We start from the raw sequence: 24,979 nt of genomic DNA on the forward strand, positions 1-24,979 counted from the left end.
GTCAACGGCCGCACCGTCGATTCGAGCCATGGCCGATCTGGCTACTCCCATGTCCATACGGGTGGCGGCGACGCTCAGCCTGGTGGAGCGCGCGGGGAGCGCGGGAGCAACGGCGGAGCAACTCGCTTCCGAGACCGCAACCGCGGCTCCCGCTCTACGACGCTTGCTCGATCACCTGGTCACGATCGGTGTCTTCGACCGGGATACGGAGTCCGGCCGCTATCGACCTACGAGTCTCGGCGCCGAGCTGAGCGAGGACGCCCCGGGCGGGATCAAGCCCTTACTCGACATCAACAGCGCCGGCGGGCGCGCCGAACTCGGCTTCGTGGAACTGCTCGGGACGATCACCACGGGGACTCCGGGCTACGTGCAGCGATACGCGCGCGATTTCTGGGCGGACCTCGACGCCAGCCCGGAGTTGCGACGCTCGTTCGACGCCCAGATGAATTGGCGATTCCGGGTGCAGTCGACGCAGATCGCCGAACGTTTCGACTGGAGTCGGTTCTCCGAGATCCTCGACGTCGGCGGAGGTGATGGCACCGTGCTTGCAGCGATTCTGCGTGCCCATCCCGATCTTCGCGGACGGGTCCTGGACCTGGCCCCGACGGCTGCTGCTGCGACCGACAGATTCGCGGCAGCCGGACTCGACGACCGGGCCCGCGCTGTTTCCGGCAGCTTCTTCGACCCTCTGCCCGTGGGGGTAGACGCCTACCTTCTGTCCGACATCCTGCACGACTGGGACGACGACCATGCCCGCGAGATCCTCACCGAATGTCGTCGCGCCGCCGCACCGGACAGCGCTGTGGTGGTGATCGAGCCGGTGCGGGGGCAAGGGGTCGGCACCGCGATGGACCTGTTCATGCTGATGTGCTTCGGCGGCCGGGAACGGACGGTCGACGAGCTGGCCGAGCTGGCCGCCGAGTGCGGGCTCGTGCTTCGCGGCTCGAGCCCGGTGGCAGACGGGCGTACGGCGCTGGAGTTCGGAGTCGCACTCCACATGTCGGACGAACCCGGCTGACGTATCAGCGCTTCGCCGACTCCGCCCCGACCGCGGCGGGCGCCCGGCCTGCGAGCACCCCGCAGGCGATGCGGTGAGCGTTGGCCATCACGGTCAGCGTGAACGTGGTCGACGGCACCGACGGCAGCACCGACCCGTCCACGAGGTGCACGCGGTCCCAGTAGGGCAGCCGGCCCCAGACGTCGGTCGCTGTCGCCCCCTGCCCATCGCGGTGGGGGAACGCCCCGCCGAAGTGGTAGCTCTTTCCCGCTCCCGACAGGGACACGTGCGTCAGCAGCGGCCACAGGTCCAAGCTTGGTGCCGCGCGCACCAGGCGCCGCAGCGCTCGGCTCAGCAGCTCAGGGCGCTCCGCCGACTCGTCGCGGCCGAGCTCCAGCTCCGGCAGGCCGCCCGAGGCGCCGGGGCGGGAGACCACGGTGATCGGGGGCGAGGCCCAGGACGGGAGGTAGCCGAACCCCACCGACAGCCGGCGCAGCAGCTCGCGGGCCGCCGGCGCCGCCCACCGGCGCCGCAGGAACCCGGGCAGCGCGTCGGAGATCGCCGGGTTGTACGGGTAGCAGTGGACCTGGGAGGTCGTGTAGCCCTCGCCGTCGAAGTGAAGCAGCACGTTGAACTGGTTGAGGGTGAAGTCTCGGACACCGGGGCCGCGGGGGTCCGCGACCGGCCGCGCGGAGAGGAACGGCACGAGGTACTGGGCCGACTCCGCGAGCTCCAGGCGCCGAGGCGGTGCGGCCAGCGACCCGAGGACCAGCCGCGTCGTGCCCAGCCCGCCTGCGCCGACGAACAGGCGGTCGGCCCGGAACTCCGAGCGCTGCCCGGTCCGCACGTCACGGCAGGACGCGACGGCCTGGCCGCTCTCCTGTCCGATGCGCTCCACCAGCAGCCCGTCCAGTACCCGGACGCCGGGACGGGCCCGTGCCCGGTCCATCGTCTGGGCGGCGCTGTAGATCAGCTGGTACGGGCACCCGCTCATGCACAGGCCGCAGCGGACGCATTCGCGCGCGCGAAAGGCCAGCCGGGCCCGCCCGACGGTGACCCCGCGCGCCCGCAGCGCGTCTCGGTGCCGCTCGTAGCGGCGCAGCACGGCGGCGGCGCGGGGACCGAGCGGTGGCAGTCCGCTCGTGGGACGCAGCAACGGGAACAGCTCCGCGAGGTCGTCGTCGTCCCCGGCAAGGGGGACTTCGCCGAGCACCGCCCGGTAGTGCGGCTCCATGTCCTCCCAGGAGACCGGCCAGCGGTCGAAGGTGCTGCGGGAGAAGGGCATGACCTGGGCGCCCCATACGATCGAGAAGCCACCGTAGGCCGACGACGCGACGTGGAGGTTGGTCCCCGGAGTGCCGCTGATCCCGCGGAGCTGCCCCAGATCGTGAAACGGGTACGCGGAGCCGAAGGTGCGCTTCTGCGGGACGGCGCTGAGCGGATCGTTCCATGGCACTTGCGCGGTGACGACGTCGAGGTCGCGCGGCTGCCAGTCCGCCGGGTCGGCGGAAGCCAGCCGGTCGCGGACGGTGCGGCGCTCCTCGTCCAGCCTGCCGCCCAGGTCCAGCACCGTGACCTGCTGGCCCGGGTGCTCGGAGAGGGCGAGAGCGACCGCGGCCGCGGAAGGGCCGGAGCCGACGACGAGGTGGGTGCTCCGCGAGCTCACCGCGGTTCGAGGCCGGTGGTGAGCGACACCGGCAGCCGGCCGAGGCGCAGCTCCAGCCTGCCCTGCAGGTAACCGACGCCGGCCGCGCCGAGCCCGGCCACGATCGCGGCCGCCTGCCGGAACGCGTCCGTGTCGCCGCGCAGGGCGCGCAGCAGCTTGCGTGCCACGCTCGCCGCCATCCGGCGGGCGAACTGCAGTTCGGCGGTGATGTTGCCGGCGCCGCCCATGTCGTGGAACGCCCGGACCTTGCTGCGGTTGATCCAGTAACAGCGCCGCCAGAAGTAGCTCCAGGTGAGCCGCTCGGGGTGGACGACGTGCGAGATCTGCGCCTTCGGCTCGTAGAGGACCGCCGCGGCGCCGTAGTCGGCAGCGACACGGTGGGACAGGTCCATGTCGTCGTGCTTGTCGGAGTGGAACCCGCCCACGGACCACAGGGCGTCGGTGCGCACGGACATGCTCGCGCCGATCAGGTGCCGGACCGGGGCCAGCTGGTCGGGCAGGCCCTCGTAGTGGCACCCGAACACCCAATCGAACTCGTGCGGGAACCATCCCGGCCGCTCGATCCGGTGGTTCGGCACGGGCGCGCCACCGACCGCAACCGCCCCGGGGTGCTCGACGTAGACCCGCAGCAGCGTTTCCAACCAGGTTGGCGTGGCCTCGGCGTCATCGTCGAGGAAGGCGACGATGTCGGCTTCGACCTGCTCGACGGCGGTGTTGCGCGCCGAGCCCAGCCGTCCGGGGAAGCGGTTGCGCAGCACGCGCACGGTCGGCACTTTGGCGGCGCCGGTCGCCCCCCACCGCTCCACGCAGCGCTCGTACAGCCGCTCGTTGTGGTCGACGCACACGAGAATCTGGCCCGGCACCGTCGACTGCTCCTGCACCGAGGCCACCGCGCGGCACAGCATGTCCCAGCGGTCCTCGGTGTAGGCACAGATCACGACGTCGGCGGACAGGTCGGAGGTCGGTCGTGCCATCGGCATGCAGCCTCTCGAAGTGGTACGGGGAGGAGGGGACGCGCGCCTCCTCGTCGCTGTGACCAGGGGCGATTCGCGGAAAGTAGCAGCTGGGGAGGCGGATGACGGGCGACGAGCACGCCCGTCCGCCGACCGTTGACAGGCGTCCATCCGAACGGGCGACCGTCGCGCCGGTGAGTGACGACGACGTCCGCGGCGACCGGCTCGACCCCGCCGTCGGCCCGGCGACGGGCACGTCTTTCCGAGCCGGAGGCGCAGCGGAGGGCCGTTGCTGTCAGTCCAGTGTGGTCCGATCGTCGTCCTGGACGATCAACGCAGACGCCTCGCGTCATCGGCCGGCAATCGTGATCTGTCTCGATCGTTCCAGCACGGTCTGTGATCAATAGGCTCCACGGCGTGCCGACTGATCTCGCGACCGCCGTGCCGCTCCTCGTCTCGGTCCTCGGCGCACTCGGGATCGCGACGATCATCAGCCAGTGGTTCGCCTCCGGGAAGGACCGGCGAAAAAGCCGTGCGGCTGTACTCACCGAGCTTGCCGCGGTGGAGGCCGCCCGGTGGCCCGGCCACGGTGGAACCGACGTGGAGGACATCGCGCGGCTGCGAGGCGCCATCCGGCAACTGGAAACCGCAGCGCTGATCGCCCGGATACCTCGCCGTTCCATTGTCCGCTACGTGCAGCTCTCGACCGCTTGCCTGCACTACACACTCGAAGAGGTCGAGCGCTACGGGGACCCCGAAGCCGCGGCTCTGCCTCAGGGGCTCTATGACCTGCTGCTCGACGCGGCGGAGATCGTCAGCCGGGTCGCATGGTCGTCACGAGCCACGCGCTGGCTGTGGCTGTCTCGGCACCTGCGGAAACTCGACCGGGCTGTCGAGTCGATCGAGCACAAGCAGTTCAAGTCGATCACCGAGAACGTGGAACGCTGGGTCCGGTAACGGCCGACCATGGCGGGTCGGTGGCACCGAGGCCGGCGCGACCCCGCGATCCGGTCGCGGGTCGCCCCGGATCGACCGACTCCGCGAGTTCGGCCATGACCGTGGCTCAACATCTGCCGTATCCGGGCCGAGTGTTTTCTCGTAGGGGAGGCATTGCCTCCTTGAGAACTGCGGGAGCAGATCCGGTACGGGATCGCTCACGGCGCCAGGTGCTGGGAGTCATCCCGTACTGCCGCCGGAATGCCCGCTGGAACGTCCTGGGTTCGACGAACCCCACCGCTGCCGCGATGTCCGTCGTGTCGAGCCATGCGTACCGCTGGTCCAGCAGCATCGCCTGCGCCGCGAGCAGCCGCTGCTCGCGCAGGTACGCACCAGGTGTGGTTCCGATCCGTTCGAACAGGGTGTACACGTGACTGACCGACACGTTGTGCCGCCGCGCCAGCTCCTCGACCTGCAGGTGCGGGTCGGCCAGGTGTTCGCGGACATGCATCAGCATCATGTCGAGCAATACCGTGGCGGAGCCGTCGCTGCCCGGGACTGAGGGGACGACGTCCCGCAGCGCCATGGCGAGTAGGTCGATCGCGGCATGCCCGGCGTCCATCCGTTGCGGCGCGGTGAGGCCGTCGGCGATCCTGAACAACCGACCGAGGTACGCGGACAGCGTCTGCATGGCCGGGGACGCGGGATCCATCGTGCGTGCGCAGGCCTCGGTGATCTCGGCGGAACGCAGCGGCAGCAACTCGCGGGAGAACGACAAGGTCAGCTGCTGGTTCTCGCTGCGCGCGGCCCACTTGGAGGGACTGCAAGCCTCGCTCAAAAGCCCCATACCGGCAGTCAGCCTGGCGAAACGGTCGCGCTGGACCATGCGAACCGCGCCGGACACCTGTACGAGGAGGAGCCTTAAGTCGCCTTCCGACGCTCTCGCTGCCATCCGGCCGGTCCGGACCGCGGACCTCGGCCCCCAGCGTGACTGTGCGAGTGTCAAGCCGCCGCCCAACTCCACCGACGCCATCCGCCCGCGAAAGTCGGGACCAGTCCGGATGATCGTCGGTATGAGGAACTCACGGGCGACGTCCTCGAACTCCTCCCCAGAGAACTCGCGAATCTGCACAAGGAGAGGCTAACTCCGGCGTTGCCTGTCACAAAATCAATATTCCGATTTATGTAAATAATGGCACACGGAGACGCTGGCGAAGATCCATATAATCGGCCCGCCTGCAAATTGAATTCTACGGGCCGTCAATACCACTCGGGGGTCATCCCGCGATCGAGGCCTGCGCTCGGCATGGGAGGGCGGCGTCGACCCCGAACCTCGGTCCCGCCTACCCGATCACGCCCCGGCCCGCGGCTGGATGACCCACACGTAGGGCTTCCCGGCTGTGCGGCCCATCGTCGGGCGCGGGCGGCTCATGCTTTGCCGGGCGGCGGGCCTGGTACTCGACCATGATCAGCAGATCGGGGTCGGAAACCGGGTGATACACGGCTACGGGGCCCCAAATGACGATCATCACCAGGCAGACCGGCCGCCCGTCTCGGTCGAACGGCGGCCCCGCACACATCCGGAAGGCATACGGCGGTTCGGCCCCACTGACGATCACTGCTGCGCGCGTCTCGGCCGCGGTTCATCGAGCCGCCCGCCGAAGCGCTGCTGCGCGAACCGGCGCTGCCAGATCTGCACCGTCGTCCGCGGCACTCCCAGCCGAGCGCACGAGAACCTGGACTCCCAGCGGAGGGCGCCCGACGAACTCGATGATCAGCTGTCCTGAGGGCGTTGCTGTCAAGGACAGCCGTCAAAAGCTCGGCCCGAGGACCGAGATGAGGATTGAACTGGTGCGCCGCGAGGGAATCGAACCCCCAACCCGCTGATTAAGAGTCAGCAATTAGAAGACCCACCTGCACAAACGGCGGATCATCCCATCAATGGCGCAAACGCCATCTGTGCAGGCAGAACCTGCTTTATCCGCTTCGGTATTGATCGACGTGCGATGACGCGCGTTGTCACACGCACACACACAATGACGTCTGCACCTATGTCCGGGCGTTAGCCACTCCTAACATCGCTTCTATGAACATACGGCGCTGGATCAGGCCACTCCAGACGTTCTCAATTTTCACCTCTGCGGGCAAAGTCAAGCTGCATATCTGCGGGCTGTGTGGCGCGATCACACTGGACGATGCAAACGCCCAGATGGACCATGCTCGGTATCACGTGATCGCCGACCGGGACTCAGCCCATCGGACCAGGTCATCGTCCTAGGGACCGGCGGCGACCTCGTCCTACGTTCGTCTCGTGACTGACCGCCTGCTCGAACGCCTCGTCGCGATCGCCGATCGCTTCAACCTGTCCGGCCTTGATCTGATAGCTGCGGTGAACTTTGAACGGGACGCGCCTGACGAAGCGATCGCCGAGGCCCGCTCGGTAATCACCGAGGAATTCGGCTACATCAGCGACTCCGTCATGGACGAGATCATCGAACTGATGGCCGAGTCCGACCTGTACAACGACTGAGGAGAAAACAATGAGCGAGACCGTCCCCACCAAGGCCGCTGCCGAGGCGTGCGACACCACACCGAAAACGCTGCGGCAATTCCTCCGAGCCAGCAAGGACTACCAGAACGCTGGGGCCGGTGGCCGGTACGCGTTCGAAGCCAGCCAGCTGCCGACGCTGAAGAAGCGGTTCAACGCCTGGGTGGCCGAACGTGAGGCCGCCGCTAAGGCCCGCGCCGAGGCCGCAGCCGCTGAGGCTGCATCCACACCCGGCAATGATGCGGGCGAGACGACTGGCGACGCATTCGCTCGACTGCCCGAGCCTGCCGACGACGCCCCGCTGGAGCCGCCCGCCAAGCCGGCGAGGGCACGTAAGACCGCCTGACCAGCAACTACGTCAGCCCTGCACCCGATCGTTGGGTGTGGGGCTTTCGTATGGACGCCTGAGATCGTCCGTGGGCGTCCGGCAGGCATGAGGGGCAGTGACGTGTAGGGCGACGTGAATCGGCTCGTCAGGGACGCGCTGGGACATCGAACTCGCCACGTTTGATGGCGCGTCGATCAGCAGCGAGTGTCTTAATCGCCAAGCCGGCTGCATCCAGATATGCGAGGCTTTGACCTTCTGAAGGCTGTCCCTGGCCATGTGCAACTTCATTGCGAGTCGACCTGAGTTGATTCAGCAGCTCATATTGCTGAGGAGTGATCATCTTAAAGCTGCGGAGTATTTGAGCGATCCGGGCGGCGCTCTGGTATTTCTCCTCGGGCAACTCTCGAATGGTCTTTGCGGCTTGCCAGTAAGACAGGAGATTATTCTCGACTTCACGCCATGCGTCAACGATGGCTGCGGCGGGGCTTAGCTTGGCAACTTCAACCAGATGACGCAATGGCGCCTCACGAGCTACGAAACTGCCATTGGCTGCCGAGCCATTGGAGCCCTTTCCCTTGTCTGCCTCTTCATGCTTAGGGTCGCGAATCGCCGCGTCAAGCTCGACAGAATCTGCAGCCGCGTCAAGCTTCTCGACCGACTTCGCGATTTCGATATTGGCGCCAAATGCTTCGAGCTTGGTTATTCTCTCGACGACAGATTTCAGTGTGTCGCGAAACATGATCCCGAGGAGTAGTATCACAAGCGGCCATAATGCTGCGGTCGCAATATTTGAGATAAGTTCGAAGCCAGACACCCTAGTCCTCCACCCACCAGCCCGAGATCGCGTGGAGGCTACTGGCAGCCTCGGTCAAGTTGATGAGCGGGCCGTACAGCTCGTCAGCTACGCGCAGGGCGGCCCTGCATCGCGCGCCACTCGGCCTCGCTGAAGTCCTCGCCACACGTCGTGCAGACCTTGTCGCCGGTCTGGGTGCCGAGGTAGTACTCCTTGAGGAGCTGCGGATGATCACACGGAGGGGAGCCCTTCGCTGCCCACTCCGCACGCAGCTGCTTGGCCTCATCCATCTGCATGTGCGGTCAGTCGTCGGGTGATCCCGCGCTGTTACGTCGGGTGGCGCAGGTGCTCGGGCACGTCGTCGAGTTCGCTTGGGTCCACGACCTCGCCCTCGATGATCGTGGCCGTGTGGCTCGCCTCGCCGTCGGGGTTGACGAGGATCGAGCCAAGCAGGTCTTCAAGCGGGTTATGGGTCGTGACGTCAACGCTGGTGCGGGCCTTGCCCATGAACTGGTCGTAGACGTACTTCGCGACGTCGACCTTCACCGAGAAAGGAACAACGGGCTTGCCGGAGTCGTCGACCTCCTGGTTCGTCAGGGTGCTGTGCAGCACCTGTTGGGCATCAGACGCCAGAGAGGCCAGGTCGTACGCCAACATCTCCCGCGCCCGTCGCAGACGTTCAGCCTGCAGCGCTGCCGTAAGCCACTTCGGCCGAGGACCGCGTCTAAATTGCCCGTCTGGATCTCGAGGTCGCCCGCGAGCCAGTTCCTCGTCGTCCCATTGGTCAAGTGGCTTATAGAGGATCTCGATTTCGGCGCTCACATCCGCTTTGGCTGCCTTTCTGCGTGCACGATCACGGGCATTCTTGGCTTCGCGGCCAGGTGTGGTCATGATTTCCTCTTTCTGATTCCATATGAGCTAAGTGGTCTATCGGCGCAGTAAGTCTTATGTGTGTGCAGATCGTGTCGTACTGATCAAGCGCCCCGTTCCTTCCAGTAGCAGTTGTCTGGCGAAAACGGGCCCGTCCTGTCAATGCGGGCAAGTACGGTGCCCGGCGGGCGACCGTCGTAACCGCCCATGTCCTGTACGAAGTTTGCGAATGAGTCGAGCCAGCGGTCACACACGACCACACTGCGACCGCCGTATTTCGGGTAACGCTCATCGTTGGGATCTGTGCACCACTGCTGGATGGCCTTCCACGTGCGCCATTCGAACGAGTCAGTCCGGACCCTGACGACGGGACGTCGACCGGGCTTCCAGTACTTGCGTGCCGTGGCTTGCTCCTACCGGCTCTGAGATCGTCCCCAGGACGCTGAGCGCGCGGGAGGGTGGTGATTCCCCCTCGATGCATGCGCAGCGCCCCAGGGACGAGGCCAGACATCACGAATCGGTGCGTGACCGACGCACCATGTCGAGCAGTGCGATTGCCTCCACACCCAGCTGGCGAACATCGCGTGGGATGCTGGGCTTCTTCAGGTCCCGGACCAGCTTCTGCCTGAGAACGATGACGTCCTGCATGTCAGCGCCGCCCAAGCTCGCGGCGGAGCACACGCTGGAGCTCGTCCTGGTCAGCGTCCATCTGGGCCTTGCTCAGGGCGCTGAAACGGGGAGCTTCGCGCCGACTGGCGATTGTCTGGAGCTTGGAATTGAGCGTGGGCGCACCCTGTCGGACCAACGGGAAGCGTGTGAACTGCTGCTCCTGGTAGTCGTCGAGATCCATAGCCTCCAGCTGAGCGAGGCTGTCCTCGGAGGCTTCGATCCCGCGGTGCTGCTGCGTGAGCTTCTCGAAGTCCGCCCGCACGTCTCGCAGCCAGGCGCGAACCTCTGCGGCCGACTTTCGGCCGTGGCGGACGTCCTCGTGCGCGTCGGAGATCTGGCTACAGAACATGCCGGCGACCTCGAGCACCTCATCGTGCTGCTCGTCGCGGGCGGCGAGGCCCCTCTCGTAGGCGTCGGTGTGGCTGTTCTTCCAGTCGCCCTCGATGTCGGCGAGAGCCCGCTGAACGAGCCTGCGCTGCTTGTCCGACAGGGGCTCCTCGTCGAGCACGCGCCGCATGTCGGCGAGTCGGGGCGACATGTATCCGGGGTGGCTACCGGACGGAGTCTGGTGCATCATCAGGCCTCTCCAAACGCCGGAAAGCGCTCGCGGTTGGCCTTCGCCTTGGCGCTATCGCTAGTGGCGAATCGCTGGTCGCGGGCCTCGGCCTGCGTGACCACACCCTCGCAATCAGTGATCATCGTGAACATTCTGTCCAGCTCGTCCTGTCGAGCCTTGCTGTTGGCCCTCGTGTGTGCCATCAGTCGACCTCCGTTCCGTCGGTGAGAACCCAGCCGTCGCCTGTGCCAATAATCAGCTTGTTGAGATCCGTGTCGAAGTAGAGTCGGCCGGCAATAGGCGTAGAGCGATCTGACGACGGACCGAAAGCGCACCGTGGGTCATGGCTCGCCTCATTCGCCATCACGCTGTCTTCTAGAGCCTCAGCCATCTGCTGATTCCGAATATACTGCTCAAGCGTCATGTTGCGGTCCTGCAACCACAACAGGTCATCCGCGGAGGGATTCTCCACATCGATTTGCCTAGCCATTGTCTGCCATTCCAATCTGTTGATCAGCTTCTCTTGATGCCAGAGCTTCAGAAGTGAGGATGCGCACGACTTCCGGTATGGTCACGGACCACATGGCAGCCAGAACGCGGATCTGAGTCTCAGAGTCTTTGCGGAATCGAATCGGGATCTGATTCCCGTAGAGACTGACCTTGCCGCGTGCACCCATTATCTTTCACCTCCAAATCGCTGGGTAGTGATTATTCGCCAGGGCTTTAGGGCGAGGCAAGGCATTCGTATTGCCCCAGCATTCAATTAGTGTAAGCAAACGTGTGTCATATCCAGCGCCTGCAGACAGCGATCGCCACACGGCCCTGGGTGCGAGGCGAACAAGCGCGGCAGATGCGACATCCGAAGCCGGTCCCTATTCGCCCCCTGATCGTCTGGATCGTCGCGACGGTGGCGTCACCCGGGCGAGATTGCCCTGGACGTCCTACGGCGATCTGAGGCGGTGCTACAGACACTGTCATCGCGTCGCCCTGCGTCGCCCGGGCGTGTCGACAGGGCCGGGATCGGTCGGATCGGACGTGTAGATCTCCCGCAGCAGCTCGCCGGCCGACGGGCTCACCACACCTGCGGGCGGCTCGTAGTCGCTGCGCTTGCGGCGGGGCCGGTCGAACGCGGGGTCGATGTAAGTACCGTCGTCATGCATTGCCGTTCCTCCTGATACTTGGTCAGTTATTCGGTCTATAGGTGCAGATAGTCAGTTGTGTGACAACAGTGTGTTGCGCACATGCTTTCTCCAGTAATGGGGGTCTTCGCCCACCACGTGCTCGTGGCAGAGCAGCATGAGCACGATGGCGGGTCCGACTGGATAGATGGCGGGATAGAGGTCAGTCTCTACGAACTTGTCGCACCAGTCGCAGGAATTCGGCGATTCTGCAGCGGCCGCGAGGAAGCAGTCAGCGCACATCAGGTGCCCGGGCAGGGCGGCGAGACCGAAACACAGCTGCGGTGTGGGGAGATGACGGCACGAGGTCCAGTCAACAGAGCCTCCCATGCGGCCGTGCTTATCGTCCTCGGACGGACGGTTCACCGGTCCGTACTTGAACTTCCCGCCGAGCAACCATTTTTGGATCACGCGATTGGTGACGGGCGTTCTCTCCACACGCACGCTGGGTGCTGCACTGACCGTTCGGGCGGCCTCATCGAACGCCGCCATTGTCTGGTCATCGGTTGGAGTGGTCATTGTGGATTCCTTTCTTGTGCTTATATCTTGTGGGTGTTTGTGTGGGAGAGTGGGAGCGGGTGCGCGAGCTCGCGTCCTGGTCCGTGGGAGTTACGAGTTCTTTCCTGCATCGCAGTCGGTCTAGCCCACACCCACCGGGTTGTCCCTGATGAGACGTAGCGGTCGGTTTCCGTCAAAGACGAACTCACGATGCCCCTGTCCGCGAGGGCAGGTCAGCTCGTGGTAGACGTAGAGGACCTCGCTATTGCGGTTGATCACCACTCGCGTAGCCGTGCAGAACGGGCACAGTTCCGATCGCGTGACGTTCATTTCTCCTCCAAGGTCGCCGTCATCGAGCACGATACGACATTCAGGCGGTCGGTCTCGAAACTTGGCTTTCCCCCATTCACGACAGGGCACGACGGCGCACGCAGGTATGGCGGGTATGACGGGTATGCATTCCCGCCATATAAATATATAAAGAGAAAAAGTACAGTATTATTGTGTATATGCGCCCGCGAGGCTGTCCCCATACCCGCCATACCCGCCATACCCGCATGCGCACATCGAGGGCGGCGGGTCAGGTCAGCTCTTCGACATCAAGTGACCAGACGACCTTGCCCTGGTAGCCGTCTGGACGGTCCGACGTGCCCTCGATCCGCTTGAGCGCCCTCTGTAGGCTGCGTTCGCTGAACGGCGGGTTGTGCTCGTCGCCGAGGCGGTACACCTCGGTAGCGGGCACGCCGCCTTCGTGTTCAGTCAGCAGGCCCGTCAGCCACCGATCGATCGCACTGCGGGGCTTCTCCGACTTCGGCGGAGCCAAGATGTCGGACACGCTCAGCGGGGATTCCCCGAGCCACTCGACCTTGGACGTGCGGGTCTGGCCCTCGTCGGTATTCACCCAGTGTTCGACAGTGCGTCCCTGCAGGCTCGGTGTGGTAGGTGGAGCCAGGTTGTTCTTGCCGTTGGAGAGCACGAACTGATCCGGCTCCTCGGGATGCTTGACCATCGCCATCGACGCCCGGCACACCTGGGACCACACGAGCAGCCCGGAGATCATCACGCCGATGTCGCCCGAGTCCTGCCGCTTGTTGAAGTGCACGATGCCCAGCACAGCGCAGGCCGCCTCGTCAGCCATGGTGTTGATCGGCTCCAGAGCTCGCCTGAGCTTGCGCTGCTGGCGCTCGTCGACGTCCGGATCGAGCGCGGACAGAATGGGGTCGAGCACGACCAGGCCGACGTCCTCGGACTTGATCAGCTCGGTCATCTGCTCGTTGTCCGTGGGCAAGTTGACGTTGTCCGTCTCCCCCGCCTCGTCAGCCTCCACGAACAAGACTCGCTCCATGTCCGCTCCGGCTGCGATGAGGCGCGGCACGAGGGTGTACTCCCACGCGTCCTCAGTGGCTACGTAGATCACGCTGCGGGGCACGCCGTGGTACTCGCCTTCGACTTCGCCACGGGTCACGCGAGCAGCGAGGTCCACACCCACCGTCGACTTACCCGAGCCCTCCCGGCCACCAAGCAGGCACAGCGCTCCCGTCGGCACGCGGTCGGTCCAGAGCCACTTCTGACGGCGCGCCTTCACGCTCGACGCCCGCACGACCCGGAGCTTGCGCACTGGCACCGCATCAGGTGGTGTGGTGGCCTGCTCGGCGGACTTCTCGAGCATCTCCTGGAACCGGCCCTCGCGCTCGAACCGCTCCGACACCACGTGACCGGCCAGCAGCTCCGCGAGGCGATCCAGGCTCACCCCGTCCTCTACACCCGCGAGCACGACGCCGTGGAACTGGTCGCTGCGGTTGCCACCCTCGCTCGCGTATCGACGCAGGAGGCTCGTTACGCGTGTTTCAGATCGACGCTGACGTCCCGTCGTACCTGTGCCCTGTCGTCGCTTCGTCGCGCGTCGCGGAGAGCCCTGGGGACGAATCAGCGCCTCCAGTTCGTCGACCGTCCATCGCTCGGTCGGCCTCGCCGTGATCATCACCTCGCGCGGGTGTGGGAGCACCGGCTTGTATGAGGTGAAGGTCGGTACGCGGAGCCACTTCACATGAGACTGCGCATGATCCGCACCTACAGCGTTCTTGAGGTCCTTGTTCAGGCGCTGGTGCGTCGCAAGGTCGACCGCCTCGGCCAGGGGCAGAATGTCGTGCTCGTTCCACACCCGCCGACCGTCGATCATTGCTGAACGGCCGGACCGCGAGCGCCATGCGCCCTTGCTGACGAGCCGGCGCAGGAGAATCTGGTCAACCGCCTTCGGCTCTCCGGCGTCGGACAAGTAGTCGACGTCAAGCCAGAGGCAGGACATCGGCTCGACCGGCTTACTGACCTCGGCGCTAAGACCGCCCTCGGGTGTGGTGTCGGTCGTTTGTCGCAGAGCCGGGCAAAAGAACACGTTGGTCGTGGCGTTGTGCTTCGCCGCGTCGGCGAGGAACTTGCCCTTCTCCGCAGGCCACTCGTAGAAGACCGCCTTGTTGGGCGCATCGCCATACGAGACGGCCACGTAGCCCTCAGCGTCGCTGAACAGATCGTCGAAGTACGGATCGAGGGTCTTGCTGAAGTCGAGAATGACTGCGCTCACGCCTCGGTCCGCCTGCTCAGCAGCTCAGCGCCGGTGACGATCTCGCCCGTGCCCTTGAGTCGGTACCTCTTGCTGGGGTCGATTCTGACTGACGGTCGGCTACTTGTCTTTCCGGCCCTGGCAGAAGGCTGTGTGTTCGCCGCGTGTCGATGCGCTATGAACCGCTCAATCGCTGAATCGTGAACGAGCCACGTGCCTCGCTTCGCTTGATCGGCTTGCAAGTGATTCCTCCTGATCCAGTGATGGACCGTCTGAACGGTTACTCCAAATATGTCTGCTACCTCGGCAATTGTGCGCCAGTCACGCATCGGTTCTCCTTTCAAGGTCATGCCCATAATGTAACAATGAACAATTTGAAGAGGGCAAGGCGTCAGTGATACACCTCACACGCATGCACAAAGCTGCAGGTAGTGTCGCCAGTGAGACGTGGTGCGTCAAGACTGCGGCAATCCGAATCACAGAGAACCTGTTTGCGCTGGTCGCACTGAAGACAACGCGTCGACGCGGCCTGTAACGGTTTGGACGAGGTTCTGAGTTGTCCTACGGTCAGATCAGCAACACGCCACACCAACCGATGGCCCTCTGAGCGAAGTCGCTCGGGGGTCATCGTCGTATCTCCAGAAAGAAGGACCAGTATGAGCGGCAAGGGACACATCTATAAGCGGTGTGGGTGCACTGTCGTCGAGAACGGCACGCGCAAGCAGCTGGGCAAGGGCTGCCCGCAGCTCAAGCGGCCCGACGGCGCATGGAATCCGAGGCATGGCACGTGGACCTTCGCCATCTCCGTCGAGGGCGAGCGGGGTAGCCGGAAGCAGATCGTGCGGGGCGGATACGACAGCCAGCGCGAGGCGCAGGCAGCGATGGACGAGCTCAAAGGCAAGGCCGCCCGGGGGATCGACGTCGCCTCTCGCCTCACCGTGGGCCAGTACTTGCGGGAATGGATCGGCTCGAAGAAGGACATCAAGCGCAACACGCTGCGCAGCTACACGGGCCATATCGACCGCTACTGGGACCCACACCTCGGGCACCTACGGCTCGCTGACCTACGCGTGCAACACGTGGCGACGGTGTTCGCGGCGATCGACAGCCACAACGAGCTATGTCGGCGGGGCAAGGCCATACGGCCGGTGGGTCCTGCCTCGGTGCAACGAATCCGGGCGACCCTGCGGACGGCTCTCTCTGACGCGCTGCGTCAGGGGCTCATCACGACGAATCCGGCCGCCCTGGTCAAGCTGCCCAGCGCGAAGAGGCCCAAAGGGCTGGTGTGGACCGATGACAGGGTCGAGCGCTGGCAAGCCGAGGTGGATGTGCTGGTGGCGAAGGGCATGCGTCTGAAGAAGGCCCGTGCGGCTGTCTCCACACCCTCCAAGGTCATGGTGTGGCGGCCCGATCAGCTCGGAACGTTTCTGGACAGCGCAAGCGCTGATCCGCTGTACGCGCTCTGGCACCTGTACGCGTTCCGCGGGCTGCGTCGGGGCGAGGCGTGCGGTCTTGAGTGGCCCGAGGTCGATCTCGCCGGGGGCACCATCACGATCGTTCGGCAGCGAATCTCTATCGGCGGTGTGGTGCACGAGGACACGCCGAAATCCGACGCGGGGGAGCGGACCATCGCGCTCGATGCGGGCACGGTGATGGCGCTCAAGGCCCATCGCAAGCAGCAGCTCGCGGATCGGCTCGCGGCCGGGGGCGAGTGGGTCGAATCCGGGAAGGTCTTCACCACACGCGACGGAAGGCCGCTCGATCCGGAGCACGTCACCGACCGCTTCTACGACCTGTGCGTGGACGCTGGGGTTCCGCCCATCCGCCTGCACGACCTCAGGCATGGGGCGGCCTCGCTGATGCTCGCGGCCGGCGTCTCGATGAAGACGGTCCAGGAGACCCTGGGCCACTCCAACATCGCGCTGACCGCGAACACGTATACGTCGGTCTACCCCGAGGTCGCACAGGCAGCAGCAGAAGCCGCGGCTGCCCTCGTGCCCCGCGCTGCACGCTGATCACTTCCGTCCGCGAAAGATCCTCGCGATCTCGATGAGGAAGTTGATCAAGCGATCCAGGACCTGCAGCACGACGTTGCGGCGCGGCTTCTTCGCCTTAGCGATCGCGATCTTGCGGATGTCTTTGGGCGGAACACCCTGGAGACGCAGCGACCAGCTGGTGAGGTGGACGTCGAGGAACGTCATGACGCTCTCGCTACACGCCGCCATCAGCGCGATCAGGCAGACGAAACCGACCCAGGTGAAGTCGATGAAGGGCATGGGAAGAAGACCTTTCTGAGGTCACGGCATCGAGATCGCCGTAAGCCCGAGAGCCAGGCTTGTTCGCGATCTATCAAGGCCGCTCCTCAGCTAGAGGGATTCTCCCATCCCAGGGACTCGCGGACTGTAGCAGTGCCGACCCGCACCGTGACGACCACCCACTCCGGTGCTGCCCGCTGATCACTTCTTGAGCTTCAAGATCAGGGCGAGGATCTGCACAAGCAGGTTGACGCGGTTGGCTTGCTTGAGCAGGTAGTCGTGGATCTTCGCCTCTGGCATGTTCTGCTTCCGCATGATCGCCGGGACGATCCACAAGTGGAAAATCTTGCCAAGCGCCTCGATGATGAGCGCTCCGCCCGCCAACATGCAGGCAGCAAAAACCCAGCTAACGTCGAACACGCGTCTCTCCTGCGCGCTCTGGTGGCTGGGTGCACCGTCACGCGTTGCGAATGCTTCGGCTTGCTGTGCGGGGTGTGCAGATGTGTTCTCGGTCGGCGGCGGCTCGGATGGAGCGAGGCAGCCGGGGTGCGGATGTTCTCGAAGTTGGCGATTTGTCCCGGTCAGCGTACCGGACCATCGCCACGCGCCCGCGAGGAGTATCACCACGCCCACCGTGCGACGGCCCAGCGTGTCCGTGGGCGCGACTGACGATGCGCGTGCATGTGATGACATAGGCGCGAACGTGCAGACGATCTCAGGGCGTGCGCTTGATCGACTTCATCGCGCCGATCGCAGCACGGATCGCTGGCCCCACGCCCACGCTTCGGACCTTGTGCACAGCATCAGCGGCGACCTTGAGGTCTTCCTTGCCGCCCTTGAGGTAGACGACAAGCAAGAACGCGAGGACGAAGAAGAGGCTGGCCAGCGGAACGAGGGCGATCAGGAGCAGGTCGGACACGTACTCTCCCAATACCAAGGGCCGCCTGCGCCGAGCGTCGCAAGCATGTGGCCCGGGTCTGGGACCTACGTGTACTGCTCTCCGCGGGAACAGAGTTGGCGATCCTGGCCTGATCCTTGGGGTGACGTTCACTGTCTTGGCTCGGCCGGGGGTCGTGCGCGATCCCGGACAAGACAGGAACGATCGATCGGGCTTCGGTACGCCGTTCTGGGTGCCTCTCGGAGGGAGAGTACATGGCGGTTACCGCACCGGACGTGTCGGGTATGTCCGGAACACGCCCGTTGTCACACCGTTGTCATCTGGTTGGTGTGGTGAGGGGCGAAGATCGCCTTACAAGCGATCTACCAGGGAAAAGGTGGTGCGCCGCGAGGGAATCGAACCCCCAACCCGCTGATTAAGAGTCAGCTGCTCTGCCTATTGAGCTAGCGGCGCATGTCGTGACGCCCTACCGCTCGGCGCCGAGGAGGAACGCTACACGTTCATCCTCCGAGCCGTGCGGCGGGGGTAGCCCCGACACAGGGTGAGTGACGGGACTCGAACCCGCGACTTCCTGGACCACAACCAGGTGCTCTACCAGCTGAGCTACACCCACCATGGTTCCGGCCTCGACCGGAACCTCCACAAGCCTAGCGCGGCGGCTCCGCAACATCGAACCGGGTTACCTCCTGGCTCGCGACCTGCGCCGCAGCGGCTTGCGCCTGCTCCGTGGTCGGTCCCGGCGCTGCGACGAAGAGGGTGCGCCGGTAGTACTCGAGCTCGCGGATCGACTCCTCGATATCGGCGAGCGCCCGGTGCGCCAATCCCTTCTCGGGCTTCGCGTAGAACACCCGGGGGAACCAGCGGCGGCACAGCTCCTTCACCGAGCTGACGTCGACCATGCGGTAGTGCAGGTGGGCGTCGAGTTCGGGCATGTCGCGGGAGAGGAAGCCGCGGTCGGTGGCGATCGAGTTGCCGGCGAGCGGGGCGCTGCGCGGCTCCGGGACGTGCTCACGGATGTAGGCCAGCGCGAGTGCCTCGGCTTCGGCGATCGTGACGTTCGACGCACGGACGGCCTCGGTCAGGCCGGAGTGGGCGTGCATCTCACGCACGACGTCGGGCATGCCGGCGAGCGCCGACTCGTCCGCATGGATGACGACGTCGACACCGCGGCCGAGCACATTCAGGTCGCCATCGGTCACCAAGACGGCAATCTCGATGAGGGCGTCGCGCCGGAGATCCAGCCCGGTCATCTCGCAGTCGATCCATACCAGACGGTCGTTCACCCCCGTCACATTAGGCCCGGGGCCGCAGCCACCGCCCCCCGCGCGGGGTGAGTCGCGTTCGCAGCCCTGCCGGAAGGGTGCCCTCCGGCTAGGCTCCGGCCCGTGGAGAACACAATCGGCGCTGATCAGAGCTCTGCAGCACGGGAAATCTCCGCCGGGTACGCCACCGACGGGGCCGCCCTCGAACTGGGCACGGTCGTTGTCGACGGGGTGGTCGACCCGTCAGCGCGCGTGCGCATCCCGTTCGCCACGCTCAACCGGCACGGCCTGGTTGCCGGTGCGACGGGCACCGGCAAGACCAAGACGTTGCAGGGGATCGCCGAGCAGCTGTCGGATGCCGGGGTCCCGGTGTTCCTGGCCGACATCAAGGGCGATCTGTCGGGGATGTCACGGCCCGGTGAGCCCGGACCGAAGATCGAGCAGCGATCCCGGGAGACCGGGGACGACTGGGTGGCCACCGCGTACCCCGTCGACTTCATGTCGCTCGGCGGCGGCAGCTCGGCCGTCCCGATCCGGGCCACGCTCACACAGTTCGGGCCCATCCTGCTGTCGAAGGTGCTCGACCTCAACGAAACCCAGGAGTCGACGCTCGGGCTGATCTTCCACTGGGCCGACCAGCGCGGGCTGCCGCTGCTGGACACGAAGGACCTGCGCGCGGTCATCCAGCACCTGACCAGCAGCGAGGGCAAGGCCGACCTCAAGGGCATCGGCGGGGTCTCCTCGGCCACCGCGGGGGTGATCCTGAGGGCGCTGGTGAACCTCGAGGCCCAGGGCGGGGAGGCCTTCTTCGGTGAGCCCGAGTTCGAGCCCGCCGACCTCCTCCGGCAGGTCGACGGCAAGGGGGTCGTCACGCTGCTGGAGCTGTCCGACCAGGCGGCCAACCCGCGCCTGTACTCGACGTTCCTCATGTGGCTGCTCGCGGAGCTGTTCGAGGACCTCCCCGAGGCGGGCGACCTGGACAAGCCCAAGCTCGTGTTCTTCTTCGACGAGGCGCACCTGCTGTTCACGGACGCGTCCAAGGCGTTCCTGGAACGCATCGAGCAGACGGTGAAGCTCATCCGCTCGAAGGGCGTCGGCGTGTTCTTCTGCACCCAGCTGCCGACCGACATCCCGAACGACGTGCTCTCGCAGCTCGGCGCGCGCGTGCAGCACGCACTGCGGGCGTTCACCCCCGACGACCAGGCCGCGCTGGCCAAGACCGTCCGCACCTACCCGAACACGAAGACCTACGACGTGGAGGAGGCGCTCACCTCGCTGGGCATCGGCGAGGCGATCGTCACAGTGCTCTCCGAACGGGGTGCGCCCACCCCTGTGGCCTGGGCCCGGATGCGGGCACCGCGTTCGCTGATGGCCGCGATCGGCGACGACGCCGTCACCGCCGCCGCCAAGGCGTCCCCGCTCTATGCGAAGTACGGGCAGACGGTCGACCGGGAGTCGGCCTACGAGCGGCTCACGGCGAAGATCGCCGAGCCGCCGCCCCTTCCGGCATCCGCCGACGTCCTGCCGCCCGTCTACGAGCCTCCGCCGCGTCGCGAGCGCGAGGAGCCGAACATGGTCGAGGACGTCCTCGCCTCGCCGGTGGTCAAGTCGTTCCTCCGGTCGGCGGCGAGCGCGCTGGGAAGGGAAATCACGCGCGGCATGTTCGGCACCCGCCGGAGGTGACAGGTCGCGCCCATCTCACCGGGGGCCGAGCTGGGGATCCGCCGGGGCGGCTGTCGCGAGGAAGGGCGTGAGCAGGTGCGGAACCGAGGCGTCGGCGAGTGCGACGCCGTCGGCAGCGGCGACGTCGAGCACCTGGTAGCCGCCCGCGCCCGCCGCGGTGATCGCCTCCACCGTGACGAGACCTGACCGGCGCTGGAAGATGCTCTGCCGGAACGTCCAGCCGATCACGCCTGCCCGCTGGAGCGCGACGGTTCGCCGCTGGATGGAGCCCTGCCTGCTCACCAGGTAGCGGGCGGTGAGCTCGTGGCCCAGGTTCCGGAAGCGGTCGAGGGCGACGAGGGCGGTGAGCGGGAGCAGCAGCAGGCTCGGTACCGCCAGCTCGGCCAGGAAGGGCACGGCCGACCCGGCGACGAACAGGCCCGCGACCAGCACGCCGGTGGGGAGGACCGCACGGGTCATGCGTCGTTGCAGCGCAGCGGGTGGGTGCTTGCGCAGCGGGGCGAGCGTGATCTCGTGCGGCTGTTCGCGCAGCGCCGCCGACGCCACGCGATGTGCCTCCGGCCGTGGGCAGGGCGGCTGCAGCGCCCCGCCCTGTGCGGAGCGCGTGAGGCCGGTGGAGAGCGCCTTGGAGCAGGCGCCGCGCCCGGCTCGGAGCAGCAGCGGCTCGACGACCTCCACCCCGCGCAGCCGCTGCTCGGACACCGAGAGCGAGCGCCGCGTGAGCAGACCTCGCCGGACGCGCAGCGTGCCGGTGCCGATCCCGGCGGACGGGGTGGCAGCAGCCTCGGGATCGCCGGCTTCCCGGGTGAGCCGGTAGCCGTACCAGCGCTCGGCGAAGAGCACCATGGCGCCGACCACGGCGACCACCAGCAGCAGCGCCGCCAGCACCGCGATGGTGGCCCAGATCGGGGTGCTGGTGAGCCGGTCGGCTGCGTCGTCGACGGCGGGGATGTCGCGCGGGTCGACACCGAGCTCGCCGATCAGGTTGAACACCGCCGCCCCCATCGCGCCGATGCCGGCGATCGCGGAGAACGTCAGCGGAGCGAAGCGCAGCCACGACCAGTTCAGCCGGGCCAGCTCCGTGGCGGGTGGGCGCGGTGGCGCCACGGGGGCGCGTTCGACGGTCCCGGGACCGGCCGCGGTGGACGTGCGGTCCAGCAGCTCGCGGCGCAGCCGGTCGGCCTCCGTCTTGCTGACGGCGTCGAGCTGGAGCCCGGCGCTCTCCATCGGCGATCCGGACGCTGCCCCGACGTGTACGACACTCAGCCCGAAGATGCGGTGCAGCAGCTTGGCGGTGAGGTCCACGGTGCGGATCCGGTCGCGCGGCACCGAGCGTCGCTGGCGGCGCAGCCACCCCGTGTGCAGCTCCACGCGGTCCGCTGTGATCCGGTAGCGGGTGGTCCGCCACCGGATCACGCCCCCGATGACGACGAGCACGCCGATCCCGAGGGGGAACCACACCTGCATCGGGGTGCCCTGCCGTCCGGTGACGAGCAGGATCAGCACGACCGGCAGCAACCGGACGAGGCCGGCGATGGGGCTCACGACCAGCATCCGTTTGTCGAGCCGTCGCCACGGCGTCTCGATGACGGGCGGCGCGTCGGCGCCGGTGGCGTCGACGTCGGTTCCAGGCGTCATGTCGCGTCGCCCGGGGTGGCTTGGGTGGTCTCGGTGAGCGTGCGGGCCAGCTCGGCGGCGGCGTGGGCCTCCAGGCCGCTGATCTTGACCGGCCCGCGCGCCGAGGCCGTGGTGACGGTGACGGTGGCCAGCTTGAGCAGCTGCTGCAGCGGTCCGTGTTCGGTGTCGACGGTCTGCACGCGGGAGATCGGGGCGATGCGCCACTCCCGAACCAGCCACCCCGACAGCGTGTAGACGGCCTCGGGCGTGACCTCCCAGCGGTGGATCCGGTACAGCAGCGGCGGCACCAGGATCGCGTAGCCGAGGGTGGCCACAGCGGTGGCCGTGGCCGTCCAGGTGAGCCAGCCCGGTGCTCCCGCGCCCATCACGACCAGCACGACGACCTGCGGGACGACGAGGACCACCAGCGTCAACGCGGCCCGCAGCTGCCACCACCGCACGGCCCGCGGGCTGACCTGGTGGGCGGGTGGGCGAAGCGGTAGAGCGGGCGGGGCGGCGGTGGCCATGGCAGGAGTCTGCCGGTGATCCAAGGAGCCCGGAAGTGGTTCCGCCTCGCGCCGGGCCGCATCACTCCGGGCCGGCGAAGGCCTTCAGCTGGGCGGTGCGGACTCCCGCCGTCTGTGCCTGGATCAGGTGGAACGCCGCCTCGCGGGCCCACCGCTGCTCCGGGCTGGACAGCAGCAGCGCACTGCCCGAGCGGGCGGCGATCAGTGCGTTCGCGGTACGCACCGCCAGCTCGGCGACCTCGGCACGCAGCATCGTCCGTTCGGGCACCCGTTCGTACAGCGGCACGCCGGTGAGCAGGGCATACGCCTCCTCCCGGACGTGGGAGGCGCGCTCCGCGAGCGCCAGAGCGAGTTCGACGGCCTCCGGCCGGTCGCGCGTCTTGCCGAGCTCGGCGAGCGCGACAAGGGCGCGGCGTAGCAGGCCCATCGACGCCGGGCTGGTGTTGGCGGTGCGAGCGGCGTCATGGGTGCGCCACGCCGGGGCGTCGATGATCGCGAGTACGTCCTCGGCGTCGATCTGCAGGTCGTCCATCTCGAGGGCGACGGTGCGCGTACCACCCATGACGGCCAGCGGGAGCGCTGCGCCCGCGCGGAGGCCGGGGCGTTCTGCAGCGGGCAGGAGAGCGAGCACGAACCGGTCGTCGGGGGTGGACGCCGCGATCATGACGACGTCGAGCAGGCCCCAGCCGGTGCACCAGTCGGCCGCGCCGGAGAACACCCAGCCGCTGCCGCGGGCCTCCGCGCGCACCGCCGGCGGCCCTGGCCTGCGGATGTGGGCGATCGCGATGCCGGCGTCGGTGCTCGCCGAGGCCAGCCCTGCGCGGTGGCGGGCGGCGGCGGGCCCGAGCTCGATGGCCTCCGGAGGAAGTCCCGGGAGTGGACCGCGGGACAGAGCCTGCGGAAAGCGGTGCTGGGTGGTGACGAACCAGGTGGCTCCACAGGCCCCGCTCACCATCTCGACCGTCTCCGCGTCCACCCGGTCGTCGGCACCGTGGCCGCCCTCCGCGGCCGGGATCCTCACCGACAGCAGGCCCTGCTCCGCCATGAGCGTGAGGTGGGCGGGGTCGACGCCACGGGCCGGATCGTCGGCGGCCTCGGCGTGCGGGGCCAGCACCTCCGCGGAGATACGGGCGGCGGCGCGAACCGCCGGATGCTCGGCCACGCGAGGTTCGGGCGCGAAGAGGGCCGCGACGGACGTTGCCGCAGAAGGGGACTCGGAGGGAGACGGCGCCATCGGAGGGATCGCCGCAGGGGGGATCACGCGCGTGGACGTTACGCGAGCCGACGCATCCCGGCCGCCCGCAGCGCCCTGGACGGCACGGGGTCGTCGCCGCAGGAGGCGGGGCGTGCCCCACCTGTCACCTCGGCGACGTCGACCGACCAGCGCCTGCCGTCCCGCGCCGTGACGATCGCCCCGCCCGGAGCGTGGTCGGCCCGCAGCACCCCGGCGTCACGCAGCCCCGTGGCGGCGCGGACCGCCAGCTCGGCCACCTGGCCGGCCGGCGTCCACGTCGAGCGCCCGCGGCACATCGCCGTCTCGACCTCGCCCGACGCGGCTGCCTTGTACGCCGCGACCGCTGCCGCCTGGTCGAGCCGTCCGTAGGCGTACCCGGTGGGGAGGACCAGCGCGGTGGGGGCGAAACGGTGGCCGCCGAGGTGGGTGCACTCCCAGACGTCCAGCTCGTCCACGCCGGTGAGGGCCGTGGCGAGCGCTCGCCCGTCGAGGGCACAACAGCGGTCGCGTCTGCCGTGGGTGCACACCAGCAGCAGGGGGTCGGGGACCGCGGCGCCGGGCAGCGAGTCGCCCGGTCCGGGCAGGGGCACGTCGGCGAGCTCCGCCGGCCCGGCCACCGTGAGCACGGTGGTTGTAGCCGCGCCCGGCGCGGTGTCGGTGAAATAGACGCGCGAGGGGCCGTCGGGATCGTCGCACCGCCTGCCCGGACGCCGGATGAAGAGCAGCCGCCACCCGCCGGCCTCGGCGTTCGCGGTGAAGGCGGCGACCGACGGGTCGGCGTGGCCGGCGACGGCCCGTGGCCACGCGCCCCGGTGCTCCACACACACCCAGCGGGATGCGACCGGGCTCGTTCCGGCCAGCGGTTCGCCGAGAGCGCGAGCGAGTACCGCGCACCGTGCAGTGCCCACACGTCCGTCAGTCATCCCCGGCAGCGTATCCAAGGCTGCCCTAACT

At 67.1% G+C, this 24,979-nt stretch carries 28 protein-coding genes and 2 tRNA genes; 6 read left to right on the forward strand and 24 right to left on the reverse strand.

The window, feature by feature from the left end:
• The first annotated feature begins 49 nt into the window (after nt 1–49).
• Complete coding sequence (locus MMF94_RS06385; RefSeq protein ID WP_241035326.1) at nt 50–1,018, forward strand: methyltransferase; 969 nt, start codon at nt 50–52, stop codon at nt 1,016–1,018.
• A 4-nt stretch (nt 1,019–1,022) separates the two neighbouring features.
• On the opposite strand, the gene MMF94_RS06390 is transcribed toward MMF94_RS06385, so the two are convergent.
• Nucleotides 1,023–2,663: a GMC oxidoreductase gene (locus MMF94_RS06390; protein ID WP_241035327.1), complete on the reverse strand. Its 1,641-nt coding sequence runs from the start codon at nt 2,661–2,663 to the stop codon at nt 1,023–1,025.
• On the reverse strand, nt 2,660–3,637 hold the full coding sequence (locus MMF94_RS06395) for a glycosyltransferase family 2 protein (protein WP_241035328.1): 978 nt from the start codon (nt 3,635–3,637) through the stop codon (nt 2,660–2,662). The genes MMF94_RS06390 and MMF94_RS06395 overlap by 4 nt, the downstream gene beginning before the upstream one ends.
• A 396-nt stretch (nt 3,638–4,033) precedes the next feature.
• Here MMF94_RS06395 and MMF94_RS06400 point away from each other — a divergent pair, with 396 nt between their 5' ends.
• A complete protein-coding gene (locus tag MMF94_RS06400) occupies nt 4,034–4,573 on the forward strand; it encodes a hypothetical protein (protein ID WP_241035329.1) in 540 nt (179 codons plus the stop codon).
• Nucleotides 4,574–4,679: 106 nt separating this feature from the next.
• Here MMF94_RS06400 and MMF94_RS06405 read toward each other — a convergent pair whose 3' ends face one another.
• Nucleotides 4,680–5,684 (reverse strand): helix-turn-helix domain-containing protein, encoded by a 1,005-nt coding sequence (locus MMF94_RS06405; protein ID WP_241035331.1) that lies wholly within the window; start codon nt 5,682–5,684, stop codon nt 4,680–4,682.
• A gap of 1,179 nt (nt 5,685–6,863) precedes the next feature.
• On the opposite strand from MMF94_RS06405, the gene MMF94_RS06410 reads away from it, so the two are divergent.
• Together MMF94_RS06410 and MMF94_RS06415 are read left to right on the forward strand one after the other, a co-directional pair.
• On the forward strand, nt 6,864–7,082 hold the full coding sequence (locus tag MMF94_RS06410; RefSeq protein WP_241035332.1) for a hypothetical protein: 219 nt from the start codon (nt 6,864–6,866) through the stop codon (nt 7,080–7,082).
• Between the two features lie 10 nt (nt 7,083–7,092).
• The gene (locus tag MMF94_RS06415; RefSeq protein ID WP_241035333.1) at nt 7,093–7,446 is read left to right on the forward strand and encodes a hypothetical protein; all 354 of its coding nucleotides are present in this window, start codon (nt 7,093–7,095) and stop codon (nt 7,444–7,446) included.
• Between the two features lie 127 nt (nt 7,447–7,573).
• On the opposite strand, the gene MMF94_RS06420 is transcribed toward MMF94_RS06415, so the two are convergent.
• The 11 genes from MMF94_RS06420 to MMF94_RS43695 form a co-directional block, all read right to left on the reverse strand.
• A complete protein-coding gene (locus MMF94_RS06420; protein WP_241035334.1) occupies nt 7,574–8,242 on the reverse strand; it encodes a hypothetical protein in 669 nt (222 codons plus the stop codon).
• Between the two features lie 83 nt (nt 8,243–8,325).
• Nucleotides 8,326–8,517, reverse strand: coding sequence for a hypothetical protein (locus tag MMF94_RS06425; protein WP_241035335.1), 192 nt, complete (start codon nt 8,515–8,517; stop codon nt 8,326–8,328).
• A 31-nt stretch (nt 8,518–8,548) separates the two neighbouring features.
• Entirely contained in the window at nt 8,549–9,112 is a 564-nt protein-coding gene (locus tag MMF94_RS06430; protein ID WP_241035336.1) for a hypothetical protein, read from the reverse strand.
• 489 nt (nt 9,113–9,601) lie between these two features.
• A complete protein-coding gene (locus MMF94_RS06435) occupies nt 9,602–9,739 on the reverse strand; it encodes a hypothetical protein (RefSeq protein WP_241035337.1) in 138 nt (45 codons plus the stop codon).
• A gap of 1 nt (nt 9,740) precedes the next feature.
• Complete coding sequence (locus tag MMF94_RS06440; protein ID WP_241035338.1) at nt 9,741–10,337, reverse strand: hypothetical protein; 597 nt, start codon at nt 10,335–10,337, stop codon at nt 9,741–9,743.
• Nucleotides 10,337–10,519: a hypothetical protein gene (locus MMF94_RS06445; protein WP_241035339.1), complete on the reverse strand. Its 183-nt coding sequence runs from the start codon at nt 10,517–10,519 to the stop codon at nt 10,337–10,339. Before MMF94_RS06445 ends, MMF94_RS06440 begins: the two co-directional genes overlap by 1 nt.
• Nucleotides 10,519–10,740 carry a hypothetical protein gene (locus MMF94_RS06450; RefSeq protein WP_241035340.1) on the reverse strand — a complete coding sequence of 74 codons (222 nt, stop codon included), beginning with the start codon at nt 10,738–10,740 and terminating at the stop codon, nt 10,519–10,521. Before MMF94_RS06450 ends, MMF94_RS06445 begins: the two co-directional genes overlap by 1 nt.
• Nucleotides 10,741–11,290: 550 nt before the next feature.
• Nucleotides 11,291–11,476 carry a hypothetical protein gene (locus tag MMF94_RS06455; protein ID WP_241035341.1) on the reverse strand — a complete coding sequence of 62 codons (186 nt, stop codon included), beginning with the start codon at nt 11,474–11,476 and terminating at the stop codon, nt 11,291–11,293.
• Nucleotides 11,477–11,527: 51 nt separating this feature from the next.
• The gene (locus tag MMF94_RS06460; RefSeq protein ID WP_241035342.1) at nt 11,528–12,013 is read right to left on the reverse strand and encodes a hypothetical protein; all 486 of its coding nucleotides are present in this window, start codon (nt 12,011–12,013) and stop codon (nt 11,528–11,530) included.
• Between the two features lie 559 nt (nt 12,014–12,572).
• Entirely contained in the window at nt 12,573–14,570 is a 1,998-nt protein-coding gene (locus tag MMF94_RS06465) for an AAA family ATPase (protein ID WP_241035343.1), read from the reverse strand.
• Nucleotides 14,567–14,905 (reverse strand): helix-turn-helix domain-containing protein, encoded by a 339-nt coding sequence (locus MMF94_RS43695; protein WP_379660277.1) that lies wholly within the window; start codon nt 14,903–14,905, stop codon nt 14,567–14,569. Before MMF94_RS43695 ends, MMF94_RS06465 begins: the two co-directional genes overlap by 4 nt.
• Nucleotides 14,906–15,205: 300 nt before the next feature.
• On the opposite strand from MMF94_RS43695, the gene MMF94_RS06470 reads away from it, so the two are divergent.
• A complete protein-coding gene (locus tag MMF94_RS06470; RefSeq protein WP_241035344.1) occupies nt 15,206–16,564 on the forward strand; it encodes a tyrosine-type recombinase/integrase in 1,359 nt (452 codons plus the stop codon).
• Here MMF94_RS06470 and MMF94_RS06475 read toward each other — a convergent pair whose 3' ends face one another.
• From MMF94_RS06475 to orn, 6 genes are all read right to left on the reverse strand, one after another.
• Nucleotides 16,565–16,825: a hypothetical protein gene (locus MMF94_RS06475; RefSeq protein WP_241035345.1), complete on the reverse strand. Its 261-nt coding sequence runs from the start codon at nt 16,823–16,825 to the stop codon at nt 16,565–16,567.
• Nucleotides 16,826–17,005: 180 nt separating this feature from the next.
• The gene (locus MMF94_RS06480) at nt 17,006–17,224 is read right to left on the reverse strand and encodes a hypothetical protein (RefSeq protein ID WP_241035346.1); all 219 of its coding nucleotides are present in this window, start codon (nt 17,222–17,224) and stop codon (nt 17,006–17,008) included.
• A gap of 295 nt (nt 17,225–17,519) precedes the next feature.
• Nucleotides 17,520–17,723, reverse strand: coding sequence for a hypothetical protein (locus MMF94_RS06485; protein ID WP_241035347.1), 204 nt, complete (start codon nt 17,721–17,723; stop codon nt 17,520–17,522).
• 356 nt (nt 17,724–18,079) lie between these two features.
• Nucleotides 18,080–18,155 (reverse strand) — tRNA-Lys (locus MMF94_RS06490).
• 87 nt (nt 18,156–18,242) lie between these two features.
• A tRNA-His gene (locus MMF94_RS06495) sits at nt 18,243–18,315 on the reverse strand.
• Nucleotides 18,316–18,349: 34 nt separating this feature from the next.
• Nucleotides 18,350–18,985 (reverse strand): oligoribonuclease, encoded by a 636-nt coding sequence (gene orn / locus MMF94_RS06500; RefSeq protein ID WP_241035348.1) that lies wholly within the window; start codon nt 18,983–18,985, stop codon nt 18,350–18,352.
• Nucleotides 18,986–19,087: 102 nt separating this feature from the next.
• Between orn and MMF94_RS06505 the strand changes: the two genes are divergently transcribed.
• Complete coding sequence (locus MMF94_RS06505; protein WP_241035349.1) at nt 19,088–20,647, forward strand: helicase HerA-like domain-containing protein; 1,560 nt, start codon at nt 19,088–19,090, stop codon at nt 20,645–20,647.
• Nucleotides 20,648–20,662: 15 nt separating this feature from the next.
• On the opposite strand, the gene MMF94_RS06510 is transcribed toward MMF94_RS06505, so the two are convergent.
• The 4 genes from MMF94_RS06510 to MMF94_RS06525 form a co-directional block, all read right to left on the reverse strand.
• Nucleotides 20,663–22,285 (reverse strand): PH domain-containing protein, encoded by a 1,623-nt coding sequence (locus tag MMF94_RS06510; RefSeq protein WP_241035350.1) that lies wholly within the window; start codon nt 22,283–22,285, stop codon nt 20,663–20,665.
• Nucleotides 22,282–22,791: a PH domain-containing protein gene (locus MMF94_RS06515; protein WP_241035351.1), complete on the reverse strand. Its 510-nt coding sequence runs from the start codon at nt 22,789–22,791 to the stop codon at nt 22,282–22,284. The genes MMF94_RS06510 and MMF94_RS06515 overlap by 4 nt, the downstream gene beginning before the upstream one ends.
• A 61-nt stretch (nt 22,792–22,852) precedes the next feature.
• Nucleotides 22,853–23,953 carry an acyl-CoA dehydrogenase family protein gene (locus tag MMF94_RS06520; protein WP_241035352.1) on the reverse strand — a complete coding sequence of 367 codons (1,101 nt, stop codon included), beginning with the start codon at nt 23,951–23,953 and terminating at the stop codon, nt 22,853–22,855.
• A gap of 110 nt (nt 23,954–24,063) precedes the next feature.
• Nucleotides 24,064–24,948: a sucrase ferredoxin gene (locus MMF94_RS06525; RefSeq protein WP_241035353.1), complete on the reverse strand. Its 885-nt coding sequence runs from the start codon at nt 24,946–24,948 to the stop codon at nt 24,064–24,066.
• Between the last annotated feature and the right edge of the window lie 31 nt (nt 24,949–24,979).

The organism is Pseudonocardia alaniniphila (assembly GCF_022524485.1).
GTDB lineage: Bacteria > Actinomycetota > Actinomycetes > Mycobacteriales > Pseudonocardiaceae > Pseudonocardia > Pseudonocardia alaniniphila.